Origin of the sequence: Nocardia sp. NPDC049707 (assembly GCF_040674855.1) — a bacterium.
Taxonomy (GTDB): Bacteria; Actinomycetota; Actinomycetes; order Mycobacteriales; family Mycobacteriaceae; genus Nocardia.
This window is the reverse complement of the sequence record NZ_JBFANN010000016.1, coordinates 110,064-134,223: the sequence shown is the minus strand read 5'-3', so window position 1 is coordinate 134,223 and position 24,160 is coordinate 110,064. Positions and strand designations below refer to the sequence as shown.

23 protein-coding genes are annotated in these 24,160 nt (G+C 64.1%); 12 read left to right on the top strand and 11 right to left on the bottom strand.

What is annotated here, in order from left to right; translation table 11 throughout:
• Nucleotides 1–513 precede the first annotated feature (513 nt).
• Nucleotides 514–975, bottom strand: a complete 462-nt coding sequence (locus AB0J29_RS17055; RefSeq protein WP_364786232.1) for an NUDIX domain-containing protein — start codon at nt 973–975, stop codon at nt 514–516.
• Nucleotides 976–1,270: 295 nt separating this feature from the next.
• On the opposite strand from AB0J29_RS17055, the gene AB0J29_RS17050 reads away from it, so the two are divergent.
• Together AB0J29_RS17050 and AB0J29_RS17045 are read left to right on the top strand one after the other, a co-directional pair.
• Entirely contained in the window at nt 1,271–2,053 is a 783-nt protein-coding gene (locus tag AB0J29_RS17050) for a pirin family protein (protein WP_364786276.1), read from the top strand.
• A gap of 45 nt (nt 2,054–2,098) precedes the next feature.
• On the top strand, nt 2,099–2,581 hold the full coding sequence (locus tag AB0J29_RS17045; protein ID WP_364786229.1) for a DUF4190 domain-containing protein: 483 nt from the start codon (nt 2,099–2,101) through the stop codon (nt 2,579–2,581).
• Here the strand turns inward: AB0J29_RS17045 and AB0J29_RS17040 are convergent.
• On the bottom strand, nt 2,559–3,110 hold the full coding sequence (locus tag AB0J29_RS17040; RefSeq protein ID WP_364786226.1) for a hypothetical protein: 552 nt from the start codon (nt 3,108–3,110) through the stop codon (nt 2,559–2,561). The genes AB0J29_RS17045 and AB0J29_RS17040 overlap by 23 nt on opposite strands.
• A 129-nt stretch (nt 3,111–3,239) precedes the next feature.
• Here AB0J29_RS17040 and AB0J29_RS17035 point away from each other — a divergent pair, with 129 nt between their 5' ends.
• The 3 genes from AB0J29_RS17035 to AB0J29_RS17025 all read left to right on the top strand — a co-directional run bounded on the left by AB0J29_RS17035 (nt 3,240) and on the right by AB0J29_RS17025 (nt 6,579).
• Entirely contained in the window at nt 3,240–4,091 is an 852-nt protein-coding gene (locus AB0J29_RS17035) for a Scr1 family TA system antitoxin-like transcriptional regulator (protein WP_364786223.1), read from the top strand.
• A gap of 10 nt (nt 4,092–4,101) precedes the next feature.
• Entirely contained in the window at nt 4,102–4,479 is a 378-nt protein-coding gene (locus AB0J29_RS17030) for a DUF397 domain-containing protein (protein WP_364786220.1), read from the top strand.
• 81 nt (nt 4,480–4,560) lie between these two features.
• On the top strand, nt 4,561–6,579 hold the full coding sequence (locus AB0J29_RS17025) for a M13 family metallopeptidase (protein ID WP_364786217.1): 2,019 nt from the start codon (nt 4,561–4,563) through the stop codon (nt 6,577–6,579).
• A gap of 27 nt (nt 6,580–6,606) precedes the next feature.
• On the opposite strand, the gene ugpC is transcribed toward AB0J29_RS17025, so the two are convergent.
• The 8 genes from ugpC to AB0J29_RS16985 form a co-directional block, all read right to left on the bottom strand.
• Entirely contained in the window at nt 6,607–7,686 is a 1,080-nt protein-coding gene (gene ugpC / locus AB0J29_RS17020; protein WP_364786214.1) for a sn-glycerol-3-phosphate ABC transporter ATP-binding protein UgpC, read from the bottom strand.
• Between the two features lie 27 nt (nt 7,687–7,713).
• Nucleotides 7,714–9,066 carry an ABC transporter substrate-binding protein gene (locus tag AB0J29_RS17015; protein ID WP_364786211.1) on the bottom strand — a complete coding sequence of 451 codons (1,353 nt, stop codon included), beginning with the start codon at nt 9,064–9,066 and terminating at the stop codon, nt 7,714–7,716.
• 34 nt (nt 9,067–9,100) lie between these two features.
• Entirely contained in the window at nt 9,101–9,892 is a 792-nt protein-coding gene (locus tag AB0J29_RS17010) for a carbohydrate ABC transporter permease (protein WP_364786273.1), read from the bottom strand.
• Between the two features lie 144 nt (nt 9,893–10,036).
• Nucleotides 10,037–10,966 (bottom strand): sugar ABC transporter permease, encoded by a 930-nt coding sequence (locus AB0J29_RS17005; protein WP_364786208.1) that lies wholly within the window; start codon nt 10,964–10,966, stop codon nt 10,037–10,039.
• Between the two features lie 448 nt (nt 10,967–11,414).
• The gene (locus tag AB0J29_RS17000) at nt 11,415–12,314 is read right to left on the bottom strand and encodes a L,D-transpeptidase (RefSeq protein ID WP_364786205.1); all 900 of its coding nucleotides are present in this window, start codon (nt 12,312–12,314) and stop codon (nt 11,415–11,417) included.
• A gap of 386 nt (nt 12,315–12,700) precedes the next feature.
• Nucleotides 12,701–13,186, bottom strand: a complete 486-nt coding sequence (locus tag AB0J29_RS16995; RefSeq protein ID WP_364786270.1) for a cytochrome P450 — start codon at nt 13,184–13,186, stop codon at nt 12,701–12,703.
• A 42-nt stretch (nt 13,187–13,228) separates the two neighbouring features.
• Nucleotides 13,229–14,455 carry a serine hydrolase domain-containing protein gene (locus tag AB0J29_RS16990; RefSeq protein WP_364786267.1) on the bottom strand — a complete coding sequence of 409 codons (1,227 nt, stop codon included), beginning with the start codon at nt 14,453–14,455 and terminating at the stop codon, nt 13,229–13,231.
• Between the two features lie 318 nt (nt 14,456–14,773).
• Nucleotides 14,774–15,010, bottom strand: coding sequence for a hypothetical protein (locus AB0J29_RS16985; protein ID WP_364786264.1), 237 nt, complete (start codon nt 15,008–15,010; stop codon nt 14,774–14,776).
• A 323-nt stretch (nt 15,011–15,333) separates the two neighbouring features.
• Here AB0J29_RS16985 and AB0J29_RS16980 point away from each other — a divergent pair, with 323 nt between their 5' ends.
• Together AB0J29_RS16980 and AB0J29_RS16975 are read left to right on the top strand one after the other, a co-directional pair.
• The gene (locus tag AB0J29_RS16980; RefSeq protein ID WP_364786202.1) at nt 15,334–16,002 is read left to right on the top strand and encodes a hypothetical protein; all 669 of its coding nucleotides are present in this window, start codon (nt 15,334–15,336) and stop codon (nt 16,000–16,002) included.
• Between the two features lie 96 nt (nt 16,003–16,098).
• On the top strand, nt 16,099–17,619 hold the full coding sequence (locus tag AB0J29_RS16975) for an MFS transporter (protein ID WP_364786199.1): 1,521 nt from the start codon (nt 16,099–16,101) through the stop codon (nt 17,617–17,619).
• 43 nt (nt 17,620–17,662) lie between these two features.
• On the opposite strand, the gene AB0J29_RS16970 is transcribed toward AB0J29_RS16975, so the two are convergent.
• Complete coding sequence (locus AB0J29_RS16970) at nt 17,663–18,337, bottom strand: S1 family peptidase (RefSeq protein WP_364786196.1); 675 nt, start codon at nt 18,335–18,337, stop codon at nt 17,663–17,665.
• A 601-nt stretch (nt 18,338–18,938) separates the two neighbouring features.
• Between AB0J29_RS16970 and AB0J29_RS16965 the strand changes: the two genes are divergently transcribed.
• The 5 genes from AB0J29_RS16965 to AB0J29_RS16945 are packed head-to-tail and all read left to right on the top strand — an operon-like array spanning nt 18,939 to nt 24,160.
• Complete coding sequence (locus AB0J29_RS16965; RefSeq protein WP_364786193.1) at nt 18,939–19,757, top strand: ABC transporter permease; 819 nt, start codon at nt 18,939–18,941, stop codon at nt 19,755–19,757.
• 49 nt (nt 19,758–19,806) lie between these two features.
• Nucleotides 19,807–20,625 (top strand): ABC transporter permease, encoded by an 819-nt coding sequence (locus AB0J29_RS16960; protein ID WP_364786190.1) that lies wholly within the window; start codon nt 19,807–19,809, stop codon nt 20,623–20,625.
• 6 nt (nt 20,626–20,631) lie between these two features.
• On the top strand, nt 20,632–22,125 hold the full coding sequence (locus AB0J29_RS16955) for an MCE family protein (RefSeq protein ID WP_364786187.1): 1,494 nt from the start codon (nt 20,632–20,634) through the stop codon (nt 22,123–22,125).
• Entirely contained in the window at nt 22,122–23,165 is a 1,044-nt protein-coding gene (locus AB0J29_RS16950) for an MCE family protein (RefSeq protein WP_364786184.1), read from the top strand. The genes AB0J29_RS16955 and AB0J29_RS16950 overlap by 4 nt, the downstream gene beginning before the upstream one ends.
• Nucleotides 23,165–24,160 (top strand): MCE family protein, encoded by a 996-nt coding sequence (locus AB0J29_RS16945; protein WP_364786262.1) that lies wholly within the window; start codon nt 23,165–23,167, stop codon nt 24,158–24,160. Before AB0J29_RS16950 ends, AB0J29_RS16945 begins: the two co-directional genes overlap by 1 nt.

The following is a 24,160-nucleotide window of genomic DNA, read 5'->3' as shown; positions in this document are numbered from 1 at the left end:
TCCGAGCCGTCGAGACTCGCGCCTGCGGCGCATGCGCTTCGACGACTCGGACGCGAGACGGGCCGCGAACGGGTCGCTCGTAAGACTCGCTCCGTTGTGGTCGTTTAGGGCGGGGCGTTCGGCACCTGGTGCGCGCGTCGAGACTCGTGCGTGGTGCATGTGCTTGGACGCGAGATGGGTCGCGAACGGGTCGCTCGTAAGACTCGCTCCGTTGTGGTCGTTTAGGGCGGGGCGTTCGGCGCCCTTGTGTACGCGCTGGGCGGTCGAGTTCGGTGCTTGTGGCGTGTGTGTTCGATGACTTGGGTGTGGGTCGGCTGCGAACTCATCGCTTGTGGGGCTTGCTCGGTGGTGGTCGTTGTGGGTGGGGTGTTCGGCGCTTTATGTGTGTGCGTTGGGCGGTGGAGTTCGGTGCTTGTGGCGTGTGTGCTTCGACAACTTGCATGCGGGCCGGCCGCGAACTCATCGCTTGTAAGACTCGCTCCGTGGCGGTTGAGAATATGGGCGTGTCACGGTTCAAACACAGTTGACCAAAGTACTGATTGTCTCGCGCATATCCGGCGCCATCGGCAGATCTGCCAATGTCGCGGCATCTATCCAGGCGAAGGCGTCGTGTTCGCCTGGGGCCAGCGCGACCGCGCCCGGTTCCACCTCGACGATGAAGCTGTACTTGCGCACTCGGGGCTTGGTCCTGGTGGCGTAGTCGAAGTCGCCGAGGAACTCGGTGATGGCGCGGACGCGCAGCCCGGTCTCTTCGAACAGTTCCCGCGCCACGCATTGGGCCAGGGTTTCCCCGGATTCGACTCCGCCACCGGGCAGTTCGTACATGCCGCCGTGGTAGTCGTCCGGTACGCGGCGCACCACCAGGAGTTTGCGATCGCGGAATACCGCGACACCGACGACGAAATCGCTGATGCCGTCGCGCTGTGCCGCATCGCGGAGTTGCCGTTCGATGTGTGCGAGCACCTCGGTTCGCATTCGTTCGTCGCCTCCGATTCCGTTGTGGCACATGATGTTATGAATCCGCCGTGCGCACGTTCAGGCCCTGTCGCTCGGTGCTGGGCCGTGCCGACCGTAGGTTCGCCCAACCGGTCGGTACTGCGCGCTTGCCGTTCAACCGTCGGCCGCTGGTGACTGCTCGCAGGTCACTCGCAAAGATCGGCTCGCGTAAACTGCCGAGTGCAGGACAACTTACTAGGAAATCGGAGTACCGCGTCGTAAGTGCTCCTACCCTGAAAGCTGATCGGTGCACGGTCCTGAGAGGAGGGCCATGATGTCCACACTCACGACACCCCACATCGATGTCCATCGCGGCGGCGATCGCATGAAAACGCGCGTGTCCTGGCTGGATTCGAAGCACTCGTTCTCCTTCGGGGAGCACTACGATCCGGACAACACCCATCACGGGCTGCTGCTCGTCAATAACGAGGATATTGTTTCCCCTGGTCAGGGCTTCGAAACCCATCCGCACCGGGATATGGAGATCGTGACCTGGGTGCTCGGCGGCTCCCTGGTGCACCAGGATTCGCTCGGGCACAGCGGCGTCATCTATCCCGGTCTGGCACAGCGGATGAGTGCGGGCACCGGAATCCTGCATTCGGAGAAGAACGACTCCTGGCGCCTGGACCGCGGTACCGAACACGATGAACCGGTCCATTTCGTGCAGATGTGGGTGGTGCCGGACGAACCGGGTCGGGAGCCCGGATATCAGCAGTTGGAGATCGACGACGAATTGGCCCGCGGCACCCTGGTGACCGTGGCCTCCGGCCTGCCGCGCTACCGCGATCGCACCGCGATCGCCATCGGTAGCAGCCATTCGGCGATGCATGTGGCGCGGCTGGCGGGTAGCGGGGAAACCGAAGAGGCGATCGACCTACCGGACGCGCCGTATCTGCATCTGTTCGTCGCCAGGGGCGAGGTGGAGATGGAGGGCGTCGGTCCGCTGTACGCAGGTGACGCCGTGCGCCTGACCAGATCGGGTGGCCAGCGGGTGATCGCCAACGGGCCCGCGGAGATCCTGGTCTGGGAGATGCACGCGCGGCTCGGCTCGACGTAGCGTGTTCGGCATCGACATCCCGCTCAGCGGCTGAGAGGAAGCCCCATGGCGCAATATCCACCACCGGGTCAGTACCCGCCGCCACCGGGTCAGTACCCGCCGCCACCGGATCAGGGGCAGCCGAACTACTGGCAGGAATCCCCGAAGCGCAAGGGCATGGCGATCACCGCACTGGTGCTCGGCATTCTCGGATTCCTGACTTGTTGGACGCTGATCGGCGGCTATCTGTTCGGCTTCTTCGCGTTGATCTTCGGCATCATCGCGCTGGTCAAGATCCGTTCCGGGAGTGCGGGCGGTACCGGGATGGCGGCCACCGGATTGATCCTGGGTGTGCTCTCACTGGTCGCCGCGATCGTGATCAGCATTGTCGGCTGGCATTTCTTCGTCGACTCCGGCGGTAAGGACTATCTGGACTGCGTGCAGAAGGCGGGCAACGATCAGACCAAGCTCAACGAGTGCCGGGACAAGTGGCAGCACAGTATCGAGCAGAGCTACAGCGTGACAGTCACTCCACGCCCGACCCGTTGACAACACCCCTGAGGCCCTTGGCGACCGACCGGCGGCCGCTGCTCGCGCACGTGCGGGTGGCGGCGATGACATCGCCGAGTTCCGGGCGGTAGTCGCCCTCCGGCGGTGCGATCCAGATCCGGTAGCCGCTCTGCTCATCGGTCGGTGATGGCAGCACGATCCGGCTACCCGGCAGCGCTACCGACGCGCAGATCCGGAACAACTCCGGAAACAGCGTCATATCCAGGTATGAGTTATCGGTTGGGCCGGTCAGGAAGGACCACCGGTCCGACCGCGGATGCGCGATGATCGGTCCGGTCTGCCCGGAGGTGGCCAGGAGGTGGGCGCGTACCCGCTTGCCGAGTGCGGCGGGCATGACGACCGCACCGACCGCGCCGATTTCCAACAGGATTCGTCCGAGTGCCGGATCAACGACCCCGTACAGACCGTTGTCCTTGCGATAGCGGCGACAGCGCGCTAATGCGTCCTGGGCCGCCGTGAAATGCTGGGCTGCCAGGTAGCTACGCGATTCCATGCGCGACGTACTCATGACGAACCTCGCCTCGACTCTGAGTGGATCGACGTGAAAACCGAAGTTGCCGCTGGAATCGACAGTAAACCCGCACAAGTTCCATGACAATAGTCACACGCCGGGGATTCCGGCGTACCATCTCGGGCCATGGCACCCGTTTCGCCGACCGTCGCTCGCTGGGAGCTGGTGCTGCGCCTGCGCGAATTGCGCGAAGTGCGCGGCTTCGATTCGGCCACCTTCGCCAAGCGGGTCGGATTCACCCCGGCCAATTGGTCGCATGTCGAGAAGGGGCGACGGGTGCTCACCACGAACACCATCGGCCCGGTACTCGAACTGCTCGAGGTGGACGCCGAGGAACGCGCGGAATTGCTGACCCTGCTCGAGGCGAGTAAGCAGCGCGGCTGGTGGGCCAAATCGTCGGCACTGATCGGTCCGGAACTGCAGCGGCTGTACGGCATGGAGTACGGCGCGCAGAGCATTCGCAGCTATGACAGTTTGGTTTTCCCGGGTCTGCTGCAGTCCGAGGACTATGCACGGGCGCTCATCAGTGCCGATGTGATGATCCGGCCGGTTCAGGTCGAGCAACTGGTAGCCATCCGGATGCGGCGGCAGGAGCGGTTGCGCGGCAAGAAACCGGTCGAGCTGACCGCGGTCATCGGCGAGGGCACGCTGCTGCAACAGACCGGCGGGCCGGAGGTGCTGCGCGGACAGTTGGAGTATCTGGCCAAGTCGATCGAGCAGCTCGACAATATCGAGGTGCGCGTCATCCCGTTCGCGGCGCGGGCGGGTGCGGTGCTCGGCGGGTCCAGCTTCCACCTGATCGACTTCGCCGGCGAACAGTTGCCGACCTTCGCATGGGCCGAGAGCGCGGTCTTCGGCGGAGCGGTCGACGATCCGGAACAGGTGCGCGATTTGAGCTTCGCTTATGTTCGCGCACTGGAACAATCGTTGAATCGTGCAGCATCATTGGCCCTGATCAGCAGGTATGCACGAGTGTAAAATCCTGCCCATGGCCACCACCGCTACCCGCCGGTCGGTTTTTTCTGACTGGTTCACGTCGAGTCGATCGAACAACGGCAATCAATGCGTCGAGGTCCGGTTCGATGGTGACGTGGTGCTCATCCGTGACAGCAAATACCGCCGCAACCCGGCCAACCGCCCCGCTGAAGAGCCCGTCATCACCGTCACCGCGAGCCTTTGGACATCGTTCATCCACCTACTCAACAGCGGCCGATCGCATAACGAGCTGATCGCAGACACTTGCGCCGATGGCAGCGCCACCCTGCGCCACGGCGATATCACCCTCTCCTACACCCCCGAAGAGTGGGATGCGTTCACCGCCGGCGCGCGCGACGGTGAATTCGATCGCGTCATCGTGCCCGTCTGACGGCACCACCCCGGCCGTTCGTGCGGCCGGGGCCTACCTCGGCGACGGCGGCCCGCGTCCCAGCTCTGCATACTGGAGATCGTGACCTCCGATCTGAGCAGTCCCTCCGGTATCGATCTCTCGCACCTCGACCACGCCGTACGCGTGCAGGACGATCTGTTCGTCCATGTCAACGGCGGGTGGCTGGATACCTATGAGATACCTGCGGATCGTGCGGTCGACGGCGCCTTCCGGACGCTGTACGACCAGGCGGAGCTGGATGTGCAGACGATCATCCGGCAGGCCGCGGACTCGGCGCCGGAGCACGGCAGTGACGCGCGCAAGATCGGCGATCTGTACTCGAGCTTCATGGACACCGACACGGTGGCTGCCCTGGGGCTGGCGCCCATCGCGGGGGAACTCACCGAGATCCATGAGGTCGCTGATCGCAGTGCCTTCGCCGCGCTATTGGGTCGCCTGCAACGCACCGGTATCGGCGGCGCGCTCAGCTTCTACGTCGATACCGACGATAAGAATTCCAACCGGTATCTGGTGCACGCCACCCAGTCCGGGATCGGACTGCCCGACGAGTCCTACTACCGGCAGGACGAATTCGCCGCGATCCGGGCCGAATACATCCAGCACATCGGCCGGATGTTCACATTGGCCGCCGCCGAACCGCAGATCGCGGCCCTGCTGCCCGCCGACCTCGCAACGGTCGGACAGCGGATCTTCGAATTGGAGCGCAAGCTCGCGGCCGGACACTGGGATGTGGTGCGGCGCCGCGATGCCGAGTTGAGCTACAACCTCACCACCTTCGACGCCCTGGTCGCCGAGCATCCGGAATTCGATTGGCACGCCTGGACTGCCGCGCTCGCCGAGGGGATCTCGCCATCGGGCCCCGATCTGTTCGCCGAACTGGTTGTGCGCCAGCCGGATTACGTGCGCACCTTCGCCCAGACCTGGGCGGCCGAACCGCTCGCGGACTGGCGGGCATGGGCGATGTGGCGGCTGCTGCGTTCGCGGGCGGCCTATCTCACCGATCCGATCGTCGAGGAGAATTTCGACTTCTACGGCCGCACCCTGACCGGCGCGCAGGAGAACCGGGAACGCTGGAAGCGCGGTGTTTCGCTGGTGCAGGATCTGCTCGGTGAGGCGGTCGGCAAACTGTATGTTGCCGAACACTTTCCGCCGGAGGCCAAGGCGCGGATGGTCGAGCTGGTCGCCAACCTACAGGAGGCCTATCGCCGCAATATCGCCGAGCTGGACTGGATGGGGCCGGATACCAGGGCGGCCGCGCTGGCCAAATTGGAGAAGTTCACCCCCAAGATCGGCTACCCGGACAAGTGGCGCGACTACTCCATGATCGTCATCGTCCCGTCCGACCTGGTCGGCAACTATCGGCGCGGCTATGCCGCCGAACACGATCGTGATCTGAACAAGCTCGGCGGTTCGGTCGATCGTGCCGAATGGTTCATGACACCGCAGACGGTGAACGCTTACTACAACCCGGGCATGAACGAAATCGTCTTCCCCGCGGCGATTCTGCAACCGCCGTTCTTCGATATGCACGCCGACGATGCCGCCAACTACGGCGGTATCGGTGCGGTGATCGGCCACGAGATCGGTCACGGTTTCGACGATCAGGGCGCCAAGTACGATGGCGACGGCAATATGGTCGACTGGTGGACCGATGCCGACCGCGCCGAATTCGGTAAGCGCACAAAGGCTTTGATCGACCAGTACAGCGTGCTCTCGCCGAAGGCACTATCCGACGACCACACCGTCAACGGCGAATTCACCATCGGCGAGAACATCGGCGACCTCGGCGGGTTGTCCATTGCCCTGGCCGCCTACCGGATTTCGCTCGAAGATAAGCAGGCGCCGGTCATCGACGGTCTCACCGGTCTGCAGCGCGTCTTCTACGGCTGGGCACAGGTGTGGCGGACCAAGGCCCGCACCGAGGAGGCCATTCGCCGCCTGGCCACCGACCCGCATTCGCCGCCCGAGTTCCGTTGCAATGCGGTGGTTCGCAATATCGACAGCTTCCACGAGGCCTTCGACGTACAGCCGAGCGACGAGCTGTATCTGGAACCCGCGCAGCGCGTCAAGATCTGGTGATTACCCGGCGGGCCGAGGACGCCGGGCTCAGCGCAGGCGTTCCTCGGTTTCGCCGTCGAAGAAGAAGATCTCGTCGAGTTTCGGGCGCAGGTGCAGGCGATCGCCGAGGGCCACTTGAAAGCGTCGGTCCACCCGGGCCAGCACTTTGCCGGAGCGGCTGCTCCATTCATCGGTGACGCCGTGGCTGTAGATGAAGGATTCGGCTCCGAGTTCCTCGAGCAGTTCGGCGGCCACGGCGAGGCTGTTCGCGGTCTCGGTGGTGGTTTCCCAGGATTCCGGACGGATACCGACAATGACTCGCTCGCCGGTCGCGGTGCGGGGCAAGGGGATGCGCAGCTCGCCAAGGACCGCGGCACCGTCGCGAACCGGGGCGTCGAGCAGATTCATGCCGGGTGAGCCGATGAAGCCCGCGACGAAGGTATTGACCGGATCGTCGTAGAGGTCACGGGGTTTGGCGATCTGCTGGAGTTTTCCTTCGCGCAGCACCGCGACCCGATCGCCCATGGTCATGGCCTCGACCTGGTCGTGGGTGACATAGACGGTGGTGGTGCCGAGCCGTTTCTGTAGGGCCGCGATCTGGGAGCGGGTGCTGACCCGCAGTTTCGCGTCCAGATTGGACAGCGGTTCGTCCATGCAGAAGACCTGGGGTCGGCGCACGATGGCGCGACCCATGGCGACGCGCTGGCGTTGGCCGCCGGAGAGTTTCGCCGGTTTGCGGTCGAGCAGCTGCTCGAGTTCGAGCATCTTCGCCGCCTCCAGAACCCGAACCGCGGTATCCGCCTTGTTCATTCCGGCATTGCGCAGTGCGAAGCCCATATTCTGCGCGACGGTCATATTCGGATAGAGCGCATAGCTCTGGAATACCATCGCCACATCGCGAGCGCGCGGCGGCAGTCCGGTGACGTCCTTGCCGCCGATCAGGATGCGTCCGGCCGCAACGGATTCCAGTCCGGCCAGCATCCGCAGACTGGTCGATTTGCCACAACCCGATGGGCCGACGAGGACGATGAATTCCCCGTCGGCGATATCGAGTTCCAGGTTGTCGACGGCGGGCGCCGGCGCACCGGGATACAGATGCGTCACCCCGTCGAAGTGCACTGTTGCCACGGCGTCGATCTCCCTCTTGGTTGGTGCTTACTTGGGCAGCTTCGGCGTGATCTGCCGGTCGATAATGGCCTGCAGCTGACCGGCCACATTGGCGAAAGCCGTTGCCGGATCGGCATTCTGCAGACCGATCTGCTCGAGTCCGGTGCCGATGATCTGGTCAGCGCCCGGTACGAACACCCGCGCGTAATCCTGCGATTTGGTCACCGCGAGCTGCTCGATGGCGACCTTCGAATTCGGATTCTTCGCCAGGAAGTCGACCTCGCTCGGATCGGTCACCGCGGACTTGCGCACCGGCATGTATCCGGTGCCCTGCGAGAAGTAGGCGGTATTGGCGGCATTGGTGATGAACTCGATGAACTTCAGCGCGTTCACCTTCCGCTGATCCGAGATCCGGGACGGAATCGCCAGTCCGGCACCGCCGGTGGTGACGCCGGGGCCGTTGGGATGCGGCAGGAATGCGGTGCCGAATTCCAGTTTGCCCTCGGCATTCTTCTGGATGCCCTTCAGATCGCCGGTTGAGGCGATGGTGGAGGCGATGACACCGGTGCCGAAGTCGACGGCGATCTGCGGTTTGATGCCGGCGTACTTCTTGGTGTGGATCATATCGCGCAGGAATTGACCCGCCGCAATGGTTTTGGGGTCGGTGAACTTCAGCGTCCACTGATCGGAGTATGCGCCGCCGAAGGTCCAGTTCGGACCCTGGAAGGTCCAGGCCAGATAGTTCTTGGCGTCACCCCAGCCGTGGGCGAGCTTGCCGTCGCCGACCACGGACTGGATCTTCGGGCCCCACTCGTCGAACTCCTGCCAGCTCTGCGGGCCGCGGTCGGGCAGTCCGGCCTTCGCCCAGATGTCTTTGTTGTAGTAGAACAGCGGCGTCGAGCGCGAGTACGGCAGCGCATAGTGCTTACCGTTGAAGATATAGTCGGCGGCCAGCGAATCAACATAGTCGCCGAGCTGGACTCCGGCGTCGGCGAAGTGCGAGTCGAGCGGTTCGATGGTGCCGTTGAGCGCGTAGTTGAACCACCAGACATCCGACAGCACAACAACATCCGGCAGCTCACCGCCAGATAGCGCCGCATTGAACTTCTGCGACACCTCCTCGTAGTTCTTACCCGCGTCGACCAGATTGACCTTCAGATCCGGATGCTTGGCCTGGAATCGGTTGATCAGCTCGGTCTCGAGTTCCTTCGAGGTGCCAGGATGATTCGACCAAAAGGTAATGGTGTTGGCGTCACCGGCCTGCTTGTCGCCGCCGCCGCTGCCCGCACATGCGGTCAGTGCGGTACCCGCCGCAAGTGCACCGGCCAGGCCGATGAATCCGCGCCGCGACAGTGCCGGGAATTGTGAAGTGGACACTGGTTTCTCCTTATAACTCAGCATCGCGTAGCGATTCCGTGAGGGGTGGTGGTCAGGCTCAGCCCTTGACCGCACCCGAGGTGAGGCCCTTGATCATGTGGCGCTGGAGCAGCAGGAAAACGATGAGGATCGGCAGCATGGTCAGCAGCGTCCCCGCCATCACCGGTCCCCAATTGGTGACGCTCGGATTCTCGGTGTTCTGCAGCAGGGTCAGGCCGACCGGCAACGTGGCGACCCTGGTGTCGTCGGCCATCAGAAACGGCCAGAGGTATTCGTTCCACTCGTTGACCAGCGTGACCACCGCGAAGGCCACCATCGTCGGTCCGGACATCGGCAGCACCACCCGGGTCAGCAGGCGCCACCAGTTGGCACCGTCCATCCGGGCCGCCTCGATCACCTCCGAGGGCAGCGAGAGGAAGTGATTGCGCATCAGGAAGGTGCCGAAGGCGACCCCACAGAGCGGAATGATGATGCCCTGGAAGGTATTTCGCCAGCCCAATTGGGCGATCAGCGCGTAGTTGGAGATCACCGTGATCTGATTTGGCACCATCAGCGCCGCGATGATCACCAGGAACACCAGGGTCTTGCCCGGAAAGCGCAGGAACACCAGGCCGTACGCGCTGAACACCCCGAGCACGAATTTCACCAGCGCGATGATCCCGGTGATGATCAGCGAATTGCGCAGGAAGGTCCAGAACGGCAGCGTGGTGGTGGCGTCCTGGTAGTTCTCCGGATGCCAACTGTGCGGCCAGTACACCGCGGGCTGGGTGTAGATATCCGGACGTGCCTTGAACGAGGTGATGAAGATCCAGAACAGCGGAACACCGACGATGATCAGCACGCACACCATCGCGGCATATCCGAGCACAGTCACCGCCCGCTGTCTGCGGCGATACGAAAGAGTCTGCACGCTGTTTCGCTGGCTGCCTGCGGGGGTCGCTACGTCGTTACCCATGCTGTCTCCTCCGCGCCCGTCGCTGCGGCCGCGCGTGTTTCACTGCTCGCCCCGATCCATAACGCGCACCTGGACCAGCGTGACGATCAGCAGCACGAGGAACATGATGGTGGCGACCGTCGCGCCGTAGCCGGCCCGGAAGTTGCGGAAGGACTCCTGGTAGACCTGGTAGACCATGGTCGTGGTGCCGGTGCCGAGCGGCCCGCCGCGGGTCATCACATTGATGATGTCGAAGACCTGCAGCGAGTTCAGCAGCACCGTGATCGACAGGAAGAATGTGGTCGGACGCAGTTGCGGCAACAGCACTTTGGTGAAGGTGGTCCAGCGGCTCGCGCCATCGATCTCGGCCGCCTCCATGAGATCGGCGCGGGTGCCCTGCAGCGCGGCCAGGTAGATGACGAAGGTGTAGCCGAGGTTCTTCCAGATATAGGTGACCGTCACCATGAACAGCGCCCAGTTCGGGTCCTGGTAGAAGTCCGGGACCTGGTCGACGCCGATGCGGTGCAGCACATCCTGGATCAACCCGAAGCTGGGATCGAAGATGAACTGGAAGGCGACGCCGATGGCCGCGCCGGAGATCACGAACGGCGCGAAGATTGCCGAGCGAACCACGTTGCGGCCGAATAGCTTACGGTCCAGCAGCAGGGCCAGTGCCAGACCGAGGACCATGCTGCCGACCACGGCGGCCACTGTGAAAACCACGGTATTGGTGACGATCTGCCAGGAGTCGTCGCGACCCCACCACTCCCGGTAGTTCGCGAACCCGATGTAGGTCACGAAGTTGTCGGAGATATTGAAGTCGGTGAACGAGAGCCGGATATTGTCGGCCAGCGGGCGGTAGACGAACAGCGTCAGCAGCACCAGATTCGGCCCGAGCAACACCAGGAACAGCGCATAGTCTTGCCACGGCCGATTGCGCAGTCCGCGCCCGCGTGATTGGGGCAGCACTCTTTCCGGCCGGGTTCGCACGGTCGAAACTCTACGGCGCGTAGCAAACAATCGGTTAACGGCGAACGCTGATCCGCTGAACTTCTCGCGTGCTCTCCGGATGTTTTGCCGGTCGTCCGGTGCGAGGCCACCTTCGTCGCGGGCCGACGGTCGTGCGGGTGGCTGGATGCCGGGCGTACTCGAGGAGTTACCCATGTGCTCGTCCGCGTCCCCGGGCCGTTTGCCGGTCGTGGGGTGTGGTGCGACTTTGCTTGCGGGCCGACGGTCGTGCGGGTGTTTGGGTTTTGGGCGTCCCCGGCGAGTTACCCATGTTCTCCCGAAATCAGTTGAAGCGTTCTGCTACTCGGGAGGTTAACTGCCAATTTGTCTGTCGTCCGGAAAATCCGGAACACCAGAAGCTGAACAAAACACACTCGGCCCAGGCGATCGCGCCTGGGCCGAGCTGAGCTTGGACGTCGGGGTTGCTACCTCAGTCGTTCCAGTCGCCGAGGCCGTCCCGGGCGTTCAAGGTGCCGCCCGTGGTGTTCTGGACGATGACCGGGTCACCCTTCTTGGCGTTCTCGAAGAACCACTTGGCGTCCTCGGTACTGACGTTCAGGCAGCCGTGGCTGGAGTTCGAGACACCTTGCTGTGCAACCGACCACGGGGCCGCGTGTACGAAGATGCCGCTGTTGGAGATCCGGGTGGCGTACTCGACGTCGACCTTGTAGCCCTCGGGATCGGTAGTCGGCACACCGTAGGTGGACGAATCCATGGTCATCTTGCGCAGCTGCTCGCCGACGAAGTAGGTGCCGTTCGGGGTCTCGTGCTTGGTCTTACCCATCGAGGTCGGCATGGTCATGATCTCCTCGCCGTTGCGAGTGATCGTGATGGTGTGCGTGTCGTCGTCGGCGGTGGCGATGAAGGCGTCACCGATCCGGTATGCGGTGCGGGTGCCGCCCGCCTCGACGGTCACATCGGTATTGGCCGGCCAGAACTCGTTCGGCCGCCAGCGCACCTGCTTGTCGTTGAACCAGTAGAAGTGGCCCGGCGCCGGATTCGAGGAGGTGATCTTGATGGCCCGCTCGGCGGTGGCGTGGTCGGTCACCGGTTCCTTGAAGTTGATGATGACCGGCTGCGCGACGCCGACGGTTTCGCCGTCACCCGGGCTGATGCTCGGCGGGGCGAAGTTCGCCTGCACACCCGGATCGGTGGCGGCGGAGGCAGAGGAGCCGGTGTCCGGAAATACCGGATCGGCCTGAGCCGGCGCGACGGCGGTGAAGCCGACCGCGGCGATCGCCGCCGACAGCAGGACGCCCTGCCGGAGTCGGCGGGCTAGCGCTCCGCGACGAGGAGCAGTCGACGTCCCGGTGTGCAAAGCGGCATGCATAGGTTTCTCGTCCAATCCATCTCTCGCCTACGCCGGTGACGCGGCGAGATCTCTCTTCAGTGTGGAGTTCGCACGGTGGTTCCACGAAGACCCTTCGTGGATTCCGCGCGAACGCCCACGGAAAAACAGCGCGGGGAACTCGACGCACCCCACGGGTTATTGATGACGCACCCGACCCCTGGCGTCCTTCCTACCTGCCGAGGCCATCCGAAGCCAGTGGCGTTTCAGATTGATTCATACAGTCGACTAAATGTGTCGAGCGCCACATATGTCATCGGAGTTACCGCCTTTCGCGAATTTGCCGGTCAGGCGGCGAGTTTCGCTAGCCTCGGACGGACGTCCAAGTGGCAGACCGCGCTACACGCTAAACCGCTTCATGAGATAAATCACGCAATGACATCGAATGGGATCGACCTATATGGACCCGTCGCGATGTTATGTGGCACCGACGGCGGTACCCGCCCGCGCGCATACCGCGGCGGCAATCGCAGCCGCAGTCGAACGAGAATGGTGGCGAGGGCGATGCGCAGTTCGTCATCGGCCAGCGACGCCCCGACGCACCGCCGATGCCCGCCGCCGAATGGTGCGAATTCGAACGGCCGGTACTTGCGCTCGATGAAGCGCGCGGGCCGGAACAGCTCCGGATCCGGCCACACCACGGGATCGGAATGCAGCAGCGATACCGCGACGCCCATGGTGTCACCCGCCGCCAGTTCGACATCGCGCAGCGCGAACGGCGCGGTCAGCCTGCGCAGGCCGATCGGCACCGCGGGATGCAGCCGCCGTGTCTCCTGGCACACCGCGTCCAGGTACGGCAGCCCGAGTTCGAGCGAGGCGGCGTCGGGTCCGACCGCGCGCAGTTCGGCGCGCAGGCGCCGATTCGTCGAGTGCGCCCGCCTGCTCCATAGCTATCGCTACGAATTCACTCCCGGTTCGACCGACCTCTTCGGGCGCAACCGGCGCACCGTATTGCTGGTGAGGGCGGCCAAGCGCGCGAGCCGGGCATCCCCGAGCGCGGTCACCGCATTGCCGAGTCGGTTGGTGACGAAGGCGATCGACATGCCGAGTTCGGGATCCGCATAGGCGCCCGAACCGCCGAGTCCGTAGTGGCCGAAGGCATTTCGCGGCTGCTGCTTGGACATCACCACCGGTCGGTGATAGCCGAGGGTGAATTTCAACGGCACCCCGAGCACATAGTCGCGGCTGTCGGCTCGCTGCGTCTCATTGACGATCGTGATCGTCTCCGGCCGCAGGAACTGCACCGCGTCGATGCCGTCGCCACCGCGTTCGGTGGCCAGCGCCTCGACCCGACCATTATTCGCGAGGGCCCCATACATTCTGGCCAGCGCGCGCGCCGAGAAGACGCCGTTCCAGCCCGGCATCACCGCATCGTGTACGCGCGGATCGCGGACGAGTTCGTCGAAGCTCTCCGGCATACCCGCCTCCGCGAGTCCGCGCACCGGGCCCACCCAGGAAAGCACCGATGACGCGGTATTCCAATGGATGCCTGGTGGATTCAGATGCGGAAAGATCTTGGCGATCCGATAGCGCTCGGATTCCGGTACTCGGAACCAGAATTCGTCATAGCCGAGTGGCTCCGCGATCTCGCGCCGCACCACATCGGTGAACGGAGCATCGGTGACGCGCTGCACAATCTCGGCGACCAGCCAGCCGAAGGTGATCGCGTGATACCCCGATGTGCGGATCCGCCGCGGGTCGGCTGGACTCGCGGCCAGCGCCGTCACTACGGCGTCGTAGTCGAGGATGCCCTCCCGGCCGGGGACCAGGCCGCGCACCCGATGCAGTCCGGCACGGTGCGAGAGCACGTCGCGCACCGTTATCTCGGCCTTGCCGTGTGCGCCGAATTCCGGCCAATACGTGGTGACCGGGGCGTCGTATTCGAGCAGCCCGCGCTCGGCCAGTCGGTGCAGCACGGTCGCGGCGACGCCCTTGCCGGTGGAGAAGGTGAGCGCCACATTGTCGCCGTTCCAGCGCCGATCCTTGGCCGCCCAACCCGCCCAGATATCTACGACGGGGCGACCGTCGAGATAGATCGACAGGGCGCCGCCGCCGCGCGTCGGCTGGGTGAACATGTGGAAGAAATGGTCCGCGAGGCGGACGAACCTCGGATCGACGAGCATTTCCCGTGGCGCCGCTGGCCACCGGTCCGGTGTGGGGAAGGCAGAAACCACGCGTCATACCTCCTGCTGGCTGGCTGGGGGCGGATTCTCAGCCTAACGCGGATCGTGGTGTTTGCCAGCGTCCGAAAGGCGTGGTCAGACATGTCGCACCGGTTGCGGAATGCCACGCTGAGGCCGCCGTGCCGAGGCATACCACCGTGTTGTCGGCGGTCGTGACCTGTGCGCGCGAGCCGTCCAAGGCGATCGATACCGCGAACAGCGGGGTGCGTGGGCTGGGTTGGTAGGTCTCGGAATCCGTTGTCGGAGCGGCGATCGAGGTCAGCGCGATGGCATCGGCGCCGGAGCCGAGCGCGATCGGAATTCCGCCGACCCCGTCGCTGGCGCCGACCCCCCCGCACCGATGCCGAGTGCGGCGGCGCCGAGGCTCGCATGGGCGTAGCCGACGCCGTCATAGCCGACCGCCCATGCCCGGCCGCGGGTTTCGGCCGCGGCCCGGCATGCGGTGCTTGCGTCGATTACAGTGACATCCGTCCGGCGGTCGGAGGCGCAATGCACATCGGTTGCCGAGGCCACCGCGGGAAGGGGCAGCGCGGCACCGAATGCGGCGGGTGGTGCAGGTGATCGCGCTGATCAGCTGCACGGACGAACTCCTCTCACGCCGGAATCCGCACGTTACCCAGATCGGTTGCTGGAAGGCCGATTCCGCTGGTGGGCCGCAGTGCGGCGGTGCTCGAACCACCACGTCGGCAGGCACTGTCGACTCGACGCACGTGCGCTCGGTGGTGTATGCATGGCGTGGTATTTCACGCATTGCTAGATCACTTCGGATTCCGACCCGGGGGTATGAGTTCGGAGCGTTACAGCCGGGAGGACTGTAAGTGTCTCGTCACCTGATCTCGGGTCGCCTCGCAACGGCGGTCGTCGCGGCGGTCGCGGTAGTCGCCGCGCTCTCGCTGGCGGGCTGCGGCAACAAAATCAGCGGCACCGCCCAGCCCGCGATAGGTGACGGGACCATCGACGCGGTCTCGTCCACCAATACACCGAAAACCTCAGGGGCCCGGCCCACCTCGGGTCGGCCGACGACCAGCGCCCGCCCGACCTCGGGTAAGCCGACGGCAACCACCTCGGCGACCAAGGGCGGCAATACCGACTTCCAGGCCAGTGTCGGTGACTGCGTGACGCTCGGCGGCACGACGGATAACGCCACCATCGCCAAGGCCTCCTGCGGCAGCCGGGCCTCGAACTACAAGATCATCGGTAAGGCGGCGACCAGTTCGCAGTGCGTCGCCGATCGCGACTCCGCCTACTTCGAAACCCTGAACGGCACGCAACAGGGCGCGATCTGCCTGGATATCGACTGGGTCGTCGGTGGCTGCATGGATATCGGCGGCGAGGATCCCAAGCGCATCGACTGCACCGAACGCGTCAGCCAGGGCGTGAAGGTGACCAATATCCAGCAGAATGCCGACGACGCCAGCGTCTGTGGCAGCAGCAGCGGCTTCGAATACCCGACCCGGCACTTCGTGGTCTGCGTCCAGAATCTCTGACCGCCACGAAACCCGCCGCTAGCGGTTACGTTGGGTGCGTGAGCGAGCGTAGCGAAGCGAACCGTGGCCGGAACCGAGCGCCAGCGAGGCGCAGCCGTGAGCGCTGAGTTACCTCGGCTGGGTTCGGCCACCGGCCGCTGGATCCTGCTGGCCACCATCCTCGGTTCGTCGGTGGCCTCGCTGGATGCCACCGTCGTCAATATCGCGTTGCCGCGCATCGGCGAATCCCTCGACACCGATGTCGCGGGCCTGCAGTGGACGCTCAACGGCTACATGCTGACCCTGGCTTCGTTCATCCTGCTCGGCGGTTCGCTCGGCGATCGGCTCGGCCGCCGCAAGGTGTTCGTCTGGGGCATTATCGGTTTCGCGCTGACCTCGGCGCTCTGCGGTGTCGCGGTGAATATCGAGATGCTCGTCGTCGCGCGGATTCTGCAGGGTGTGGCGGGCGCGATGCTCACCCCCGGCAGCCTGGCCCTGATCTCCTCATCCATCGATCGACGCGATCAGGGTGCGGCGATCGGTTTGTGGTCCGGTTTCGGCGGTGTCGCCGGTGCACTCGGGCCGTTCCTGGGCGGCTGGCTGATCGAGTTGGCCGGTTGGCAGTCCATCTTTTTCATCAATGTGCCGCTCGCGGTGATCGTCGTGCTCGTCACGCTGCGACATGTGCCGGAGAGTCACGACCCGAATGCTGTATCGAAAACGGCGTCCGCGGGGCCCTCCGTGGTTACGCAAGGTGCCGCCTCCTTGCCCGTCGCTCCCGCCGGGGCGCGACTGGATGTTCGGGGTGCGGTGGTGGTCGCGGTGGCTCTCGGCGCGCTGACCTTCGGTCTGATCGATGCGATGCCACTGCTGGTGGTCGTCGGTCTACTGCTGCTCACGGTCTTCGTGGTGATCGAAATGCGCAGCGATCATCCGCTGGTGCCGCCCTCGCTGTTCGGATCCCGCGTCTTCACCGCCGCGAATCTGGTCACCTTCGCGGTCTACGCCGCGCTCGGCGGCGTGTTCTTCCTCCTGGTGATGCAGCTGCAACTGGTGGCGAAGTACACCCCGCTGATGTCGGGAGTGGCCACGGTTCCGGTTACCTTGATCATGTTGGTGCTTTCCGCGCCCGCGGGTCGGTGGGCCCAGGCGCACGGGGCGCGTATTCCGATGACGGTCGGTCCGCTCCTCGCCGCACTCGGCCTGATACTGCTGCTGCGCATCGGACCCGACACCTCGTATCTGACCGATGTTCTGCCTGGCGTGCTGGTCTTCGGTCTCGGCCTGTCGATATTGGTCGCACCGCTCACCGGCGCGGTACTCGGCGCAGTGCCCGCCAGTGCGGCCGGTATCGCTTCCGGTGTGAACAATGCCGTCGCCCGTACCGCCCAGTTGCTGGCTGTCGCCGCGCTGCCCGGACTCGCCGGAATCTCCGGATCGCTCAGCGACCCAGTGGAATTCGATCGCGGTTTCGGTGTCGCGATGTGGATCTGCGTCGGCCTGCTGGTGACCGGCGCACTGATCGCGGCCGTACTGCTGCGCGCGCCGCGCCGCGCCGCGACACTGGACAACGTCGACTGCATGCCGCAGTGCGGGGTGGCGGGTCCGGCGCTGACCCCGCTCCACAAAATGGAATGAGCGGGTCATTCGACCCGCTCATTCGGTATTCGACTGATCCTGGCTAGATCGGGTGGAAGCCCGCTCCGACGTCGCCACGGGCATTGATATCGCCCATGATCGAGCTCATATTGGTGCCGACCTCGGGTCCGAAGCACGCGAGGGCGAGATAGGCGTTCACCATGCCGACCAGCGTGGTGCCGACGACGACCGGTGCCCCGGAATCGCCCTCCACCACACACATCTGCGACCAGGTCTCCATATTGGTGCCGAAGATATCGCCGTAGGCGAGGCCGCAGGTGTTGCCGGTGGTGCGGCCTTCCTTGCAGACGATCATCGGGAACCGAGCCGGGCCACCGATCCCGGTGATGGTGACATTGCCGATCCGGTTCACCGGGGTGATCTTGCCCGGATCGAACTGGATGATGGCGTAGTCCAGGTCGTGGTTGGAGTAGACGAACCGGCCGATCGGGCCTGCGTCGCGGTCGGCTTCGGCGTATACCTGAGCGCCCGGGTCGCCGCAGTGTCCCGCGGTCAGGCCGACCAACCGGCCCGCACCGTCGTAGCCGACGGTCGTGACAGTGCATTCGAACTGATTATCGATAATGATTCCCGACCCACCGCCGATGACGGGGGGTCCCGGTGCGGCGTCCGCGGTCCCGGCCCCCGTCGCGACCAGCGCCGCACCTAGAGCTACGGCGAAGGCGGCGTTGGCCACCTTGGCGAGTTTGCTGAACATGTCCCTCCAGACGTCGGAAGTCCGCACGATATCAACGTGTCGCACCCATCGTCTCAGTATCCGGCTCCGGGCGCGTCCTGTATCCCGTGACAGTCGCTTATGGGTCGCTCGAAAGGGTCGGCCCTCCGATGGCGGATGAGTCGGCGTAGACCGCACTTTTCGACATTTCAGATACAGCGTCTCATTTTATCGCAATAGCAAAAGTCTATTACTGTAATCGTCGAAAAGTGTGCGATTGGGTCTCAGTTGTATGTTGATCGGTGTCGTAGACGCCATTCGAATCGCGCAGGGATTTTGCATGAATATTATCCGCACAAATAGCGGAACGGGCTATATCCAGTGCTGATCGTAGCCGGTAGAACTGTGACTCGTTCTAGCGGTATCACCGTTAACTTTGGGGCCTGTCCCAAGCGTTGGGCCACTGCTCATAGCGTTTTCGCACAGTGACTCTCGAATTATGACTGCAATCACACTGTCATCGTGTGTTCTGCACTACTCCGTAGTAGGGTGCCACAAGCAAACAAGTCGTCGGGGTTTGGTTACCGGCGTCGAGAGGGGTTAGCCAGTGCAGTCGACCAAGAGTCCACCAGCGCGGTCACGGATGCGTGATGCGGTCGATTGGACGACGGCCTACTGGGAAGACCATCCGAAGCGCTCATTGGAGACCTTCGGCAGACAGATCACGATGGGATTCGCGGCGGTCGCGGAGTTGTTCATCGCGATATTCCGACGCCGCTTTCCCTACCGTGAGTTCATCCGTCAGTGCGCGTTCATGTCCAGTGTCGCCGCGGCACCGACGCTGCTGGTTGCCATTCCGATCGGCGTGATCGTTTCGATCCAGGTCGGGGCGGTCGCCACCCAGGTGGGTGCGACCTCGTTCATCGGTGCGGCGAACGGTCTCGGCATCATTCAGCAGGGTGCACCGCTGGTCACCTCGCTGATGATCGCGGGCGCGGTCGGTTCGGCGATCACCGCTGATCTCGGTTCGCGCACCATCCGCGAAGAGATCGATGCGATGCGGGTGATGGGTGTGGATCCGCTGCGTCGTCTGGTCGCGCCTCGGCTCGGTGCGGCCATGCTGGTCAGCGTATTGCTCTGCGGTTTCGTCGTATTCGTCGGATTTTTGACTGGCTACATTTTCAATATTTTCGCGCAGAACGGCACCCCGGGTTCCTATGTCGGCACCTTCTCCTCGTTCGCCACCACCATCGATCTGCTTGTCGCACTGGTGAAATCGTTGATCTTCGGGTTGCTCGCCGCAATCATCGCCTGTGATACCGGGCTCAATACCCGGGGCGGTCCGGGCGGAGTCGCCAACTCGGTGAACTCCGCGGTGGTCAGTTCCGCCATCATGTTGTTCGGCGTGAACTTGATCATCACCCAGATCTACAACGTTCTCCTCCCCCCACAGGTGGTCTGAGCCGGTGTCATCGACCTACATACCGCCGCTACTGCGGCCACTTCGGCACATGAAGAAGTCCGCGCAGGTCCCGGTGGATATGGTTGCGCGCCTGGGTCACCAGGTGTTCTTCTTCCTGCGGTCGGTGGGCTCGATCCCGTTGGCGCTGCGGCACTATCCGAAGGAAGTCTGGCGGCTGCTATCGGATGTCACCTGGGGCAACGGCAGCCTGGTGGTGGGTGGTGGCACCATCGGCGTCATTCTCATCCTCAGTGCGTTCGGCGGGATGACGGTCGGCATCCAGGGCTATACCTCGCTGAATCTGCTCGGCCTCAGCCCGATCACCGGCGCCATCTCGGCATTCGCCACCACCAGGGAGCTGGGCCCGCTGCTCGCGGCACTCGCCTTCGCCGCCCAGGCCGGTTGCCGATTCACCGCTCAGCTCGGTGCGATGCGGATCTCCGAGGAGATCGACGCACTCGAGTCCATCGCGATCCGGCCGCTGCCCTATCTGGTGAGCACCAGAATGTTCGCGGCGATGATCGCCATCATCCCGCTCTATTGCCTCGGCCTGGCCATGGCCTACATTTCGTGCTCGCTCACGGTGCAGTTGATCGGCAACACGCCCAGCGGTACCTACGCGCACTACTTCTATCAGTTCCTGATACCAGTGGATGTGCTCTACTCGCTGCTCAAGGCGATGGTGTTCGTCGCGATCACCACGTTCATCCAGTGCTACTACGGGTTCTTCGCCTCGGGCGGTCCGGAGGGTGTGGGTGTCGCGGCCGGTCGGGCCATCAAGATGTGCATCATTGTCGTGGTTTTCGCGGACCTGTTCATGACATTGGCGATCTGGGGCGTCAATCCCGGCATCCGGATCTCGGGGTAGGACGAGATGATCATCGATCCCAGTGGGCGTGGCCCCACCATGCGACAACTGTTGGTCGCCGGCGTATCGGGACTGGTCGTCTTCGCGCTGATCCTCGGGTTCCTGATGGCAAGATACCGAGGCTATTTCATACCCAAGGTGCATGTGGTCGCCAATCTCTCCACCACCGGTGACGGGTTGCCGAGCGAGGCCGATGTGAAGTTCCGCGGCGTGCTGGTCGGCGTGGTCGAGGACGTCGAGATCGCCGACAAGGGCGAACTGCAGAAGGTGCAGATCGACCTGAAGCCGGAGTTCGCCGGCGATATCCCGTCGAATGTGACCGCCCGAGTGGTGCCGAGCAACCTGTTCGCCGTTACCTCGGTGGAATTGGTTTTCAACGGTCCCGCGGACAAGTACCTGCACGAGGGCTCGATCATCGAGCAGGACCGGAGCAAGGGCACCATCGCGCTGCAGGACACCCTCACCAACGTGCGGAATATCCTCAGCAAGATCGACCCGGTGCAGTTCGGCCGGGTGCTCGGCACGCTGACCCAGGCGCTGGACGGCAGCGGCCGGATGCCGGGCTCCACCATCGAGCGGCTGGACAGGTGGCTCACCTCGGTGGACGAGTCCATCCCGAATCTCGGTGTGCTGCTCGATGATTTCGCGGCCTCGGCGCGCGCGCTCAACGAGTCCGCGCCCGAATTGCTCGATGTGCTCGGCACTTCGGTGAAGACCGCGCAGACCATCGCCGATCACCGGTCCGCACTGGTCGCCCTGATCAGCGGTACGGCGGGCACGGTGGATACGGTCAACGCGCTGTTCGCTCGCAACGGCGATATCGGCAAACAGGTGACCGCGGGCACCAGCGATATGTTCGGCGCGATCGCCGCAGATGCGAATTCGATCCCGGACACCATTGCCACACTGAACAATTCGCTGCGCAAACTCAGTCAGACCTTTCACTGGGGTCCGCAGCGGCAGATGGTCTGGAACGCGGGTATCACGCTCACTCCATACCGGCCCTACGAACAGGCGGACTGCCCGCGCTACGGCGATCTGGCCGGCCCGAGCTGCGCCACCGCACCGGTGGTCTCCGATCCCGGTTATCTGCCGGACTCGATGAAGCCGCGTTCGCTGGAAACGGCGCGGGGTCTGGCGAAACTGCCGCTGCCCGCGGGCTTCCCGGAGATTCCGGGTCTGATCTCGCCGGGTGATCTGCTCACGCCGCCCCCCGCCGAGCCGAAGCCGGCCGGCCCGTTCGCGGGTACGCCGCTGGAGGGGTTGTTCCCGAATCCGGCGCCGCCGGCGCCGAATGCGCCGCCCACCGCCGACCAGCCCGCGGACCCGGCCGTGCCCGCCCAACCGGCGAGTGCGCCCGTTACCGCCGGTCCGATTTCGTACGAAGGAGATGCCGCGATCGTGGCGCTGCTCGGACGTCGGCCAACGGCGGCCGAATATCTGCTGCTCGGTTCGGCAATGCGCGGGGGCACCCTGCAGGTCCGGGGTGCCGCCGAATGAGCATTCGTAAGCCACTGATCGGCTTCGGCCTCTTCGCGATCGTCTCGATCCTGGTCACCGTCGTCGTCTGGAATACGCTGGCACGGATCGTGGCGGGTGATACCAACACCTACACCGCGACCTTCAGCGATGTGCTCGGCCTGCGCGAGGGCGATGACGTCCGGATGGCGGGTGTGCGGGTCGGCAAGGTGGAAAAGATCGAACTCACCCGCGATTCCAAGACCAAGAAGTCCGTCGCCAATGTGACGTTCGTTGTGCAGCGCAACCAGACGGTGTACGACGACAGCAAGGCGCTGGTGCGCTACCAGAATCTGATCGGTCAGCGCTATATCGCGCTGGCCCCGGGCAAGGCGGCGAGCCCGGCGGCGCTGAAGAACAAGGCCACCATTCCGCTGGAGCGCACCGAACCGTCCTTCGACGTGTCCGCACTGCTCAACGGATTCCAGCCGCTGTTCCAGGTGTTGCAGCCCGAACAGGTGAACCGGCTCTCGGAGACCTTCATCCTGGCATTGCAGGGTGACGGTGTTTCGTTGAGCTCGTTCATCACCCAGGCCGCGACCCTGGCCACGGATTTCCAGCGCCGAGACGCGATTCTCAGCGATGTGATCACCAACCTCAGCGGCGTCATGTCCGGGTTGGCCAAGCGAGGTGATGAATTGGAGACCCTGGTTACCCAGACCCGGGCATTGATCGGCGGCCTGTACGACCAGGGGCAGTCGCTGCAAGCGTCCACGGTGCAGATCGCGGATGCGACCAGCGGGCTGGTGGACATGCTGGCCAAGATCCAGCCGAAACTGGCCGGCGCACAGGATTCGACCAGCGCCGCGCTGACACTGCTGATCGCCAACGGCGCCAAGCTGGACCAGGCCGCGATCGACCTGCCAGCGGTGATGGCCGACCTCGGCAAGTCCACCCAGGACGGCGCCTACGTCAACGCTTACGTCTGCAAGTTGGATGTCTCGTTGTACGGCATCCTGCTCCCCCGCGGCCTGCTCCCCATGGTCGGCGGTAACGGACAGTCGGCGGTGTGCCGCCCATGATGACCAAGATCAAGGACAGGTTCGACAGCAATCGCTACTTCTGGCTGGGTGTCATCGGCGGTGTCCTCGTCATCGCGCTGCTCGTCGGGTCCAGTGCCTACAAGCTGATCGGCGTCGGTGCGCAGACAGTCAAGGCCGAATTCGCGCAGACCGCCGGGGTCAAGGTCGGGGACAAGGTCAATGTCGCCGGTATTCCGAGTGGCCATGTGGCCGGTGCGACGCTGGAGAACGGGCACATCCTGCTCACCCTCAGCGTGAACAACGATGTGCAGCTCGGACCCGATGCCCGGGCATCGATCAAGATGGCGACGCTGCTCGGTGCGCGCTACGTCGATCTCGATCCGGGTGACGGATCCGGGTTACAGGGCGGCCGAATCCCGTTGTCGCACACCTCGGTTCCGTACAACCTGGCCGATGTGGTCGAGTACGGCACCCCGAAGTTCGAGGCACTCGACACCAAGCAGTTGGCGACCTCGCTCGATCTGATCAACAAGCAGATGGGCGATTCGCCCGCGCTGACGGTGCAGGCGCTCGACAGCGTCGGCGCGCTGGCGAAGGTCATCGATTCGCGCAAGGAAGAGGTCGACAGCCTGCTGAAGGATCTCGACCGGGTCACCAGAATCCTCGGCGACAATCGCAATAGCGTGCTCTTGGTGATCACCCAGGGCGAGGCCATCGCCAACCGGGTGATGGAGCGCCAGGGTCTGCTGCGGCAGCTGCTCGACAATGTGTCGACGCTGAGCCGCCAGCTGCGGCAGATCGGCGCGGCCAACAACAACCAGTTCGGCCCGACCATCGAGCAGTTGAACACCATAGCCGAAGGCCTGCAGAAGAATAAGGACAACCTCGATCGGCTGCTGCAGATCATGCCGGTGTCGGTGCGCACCTTCAATAATGCGTTCGGCAATGGTCCCTACGGTGAGGTCGGCCTGCCGTGGGTCTTCCCGGACAACTGGTTGTGCTTCGCCCAGCTGATCGAGGGGTGCCGGGGATGA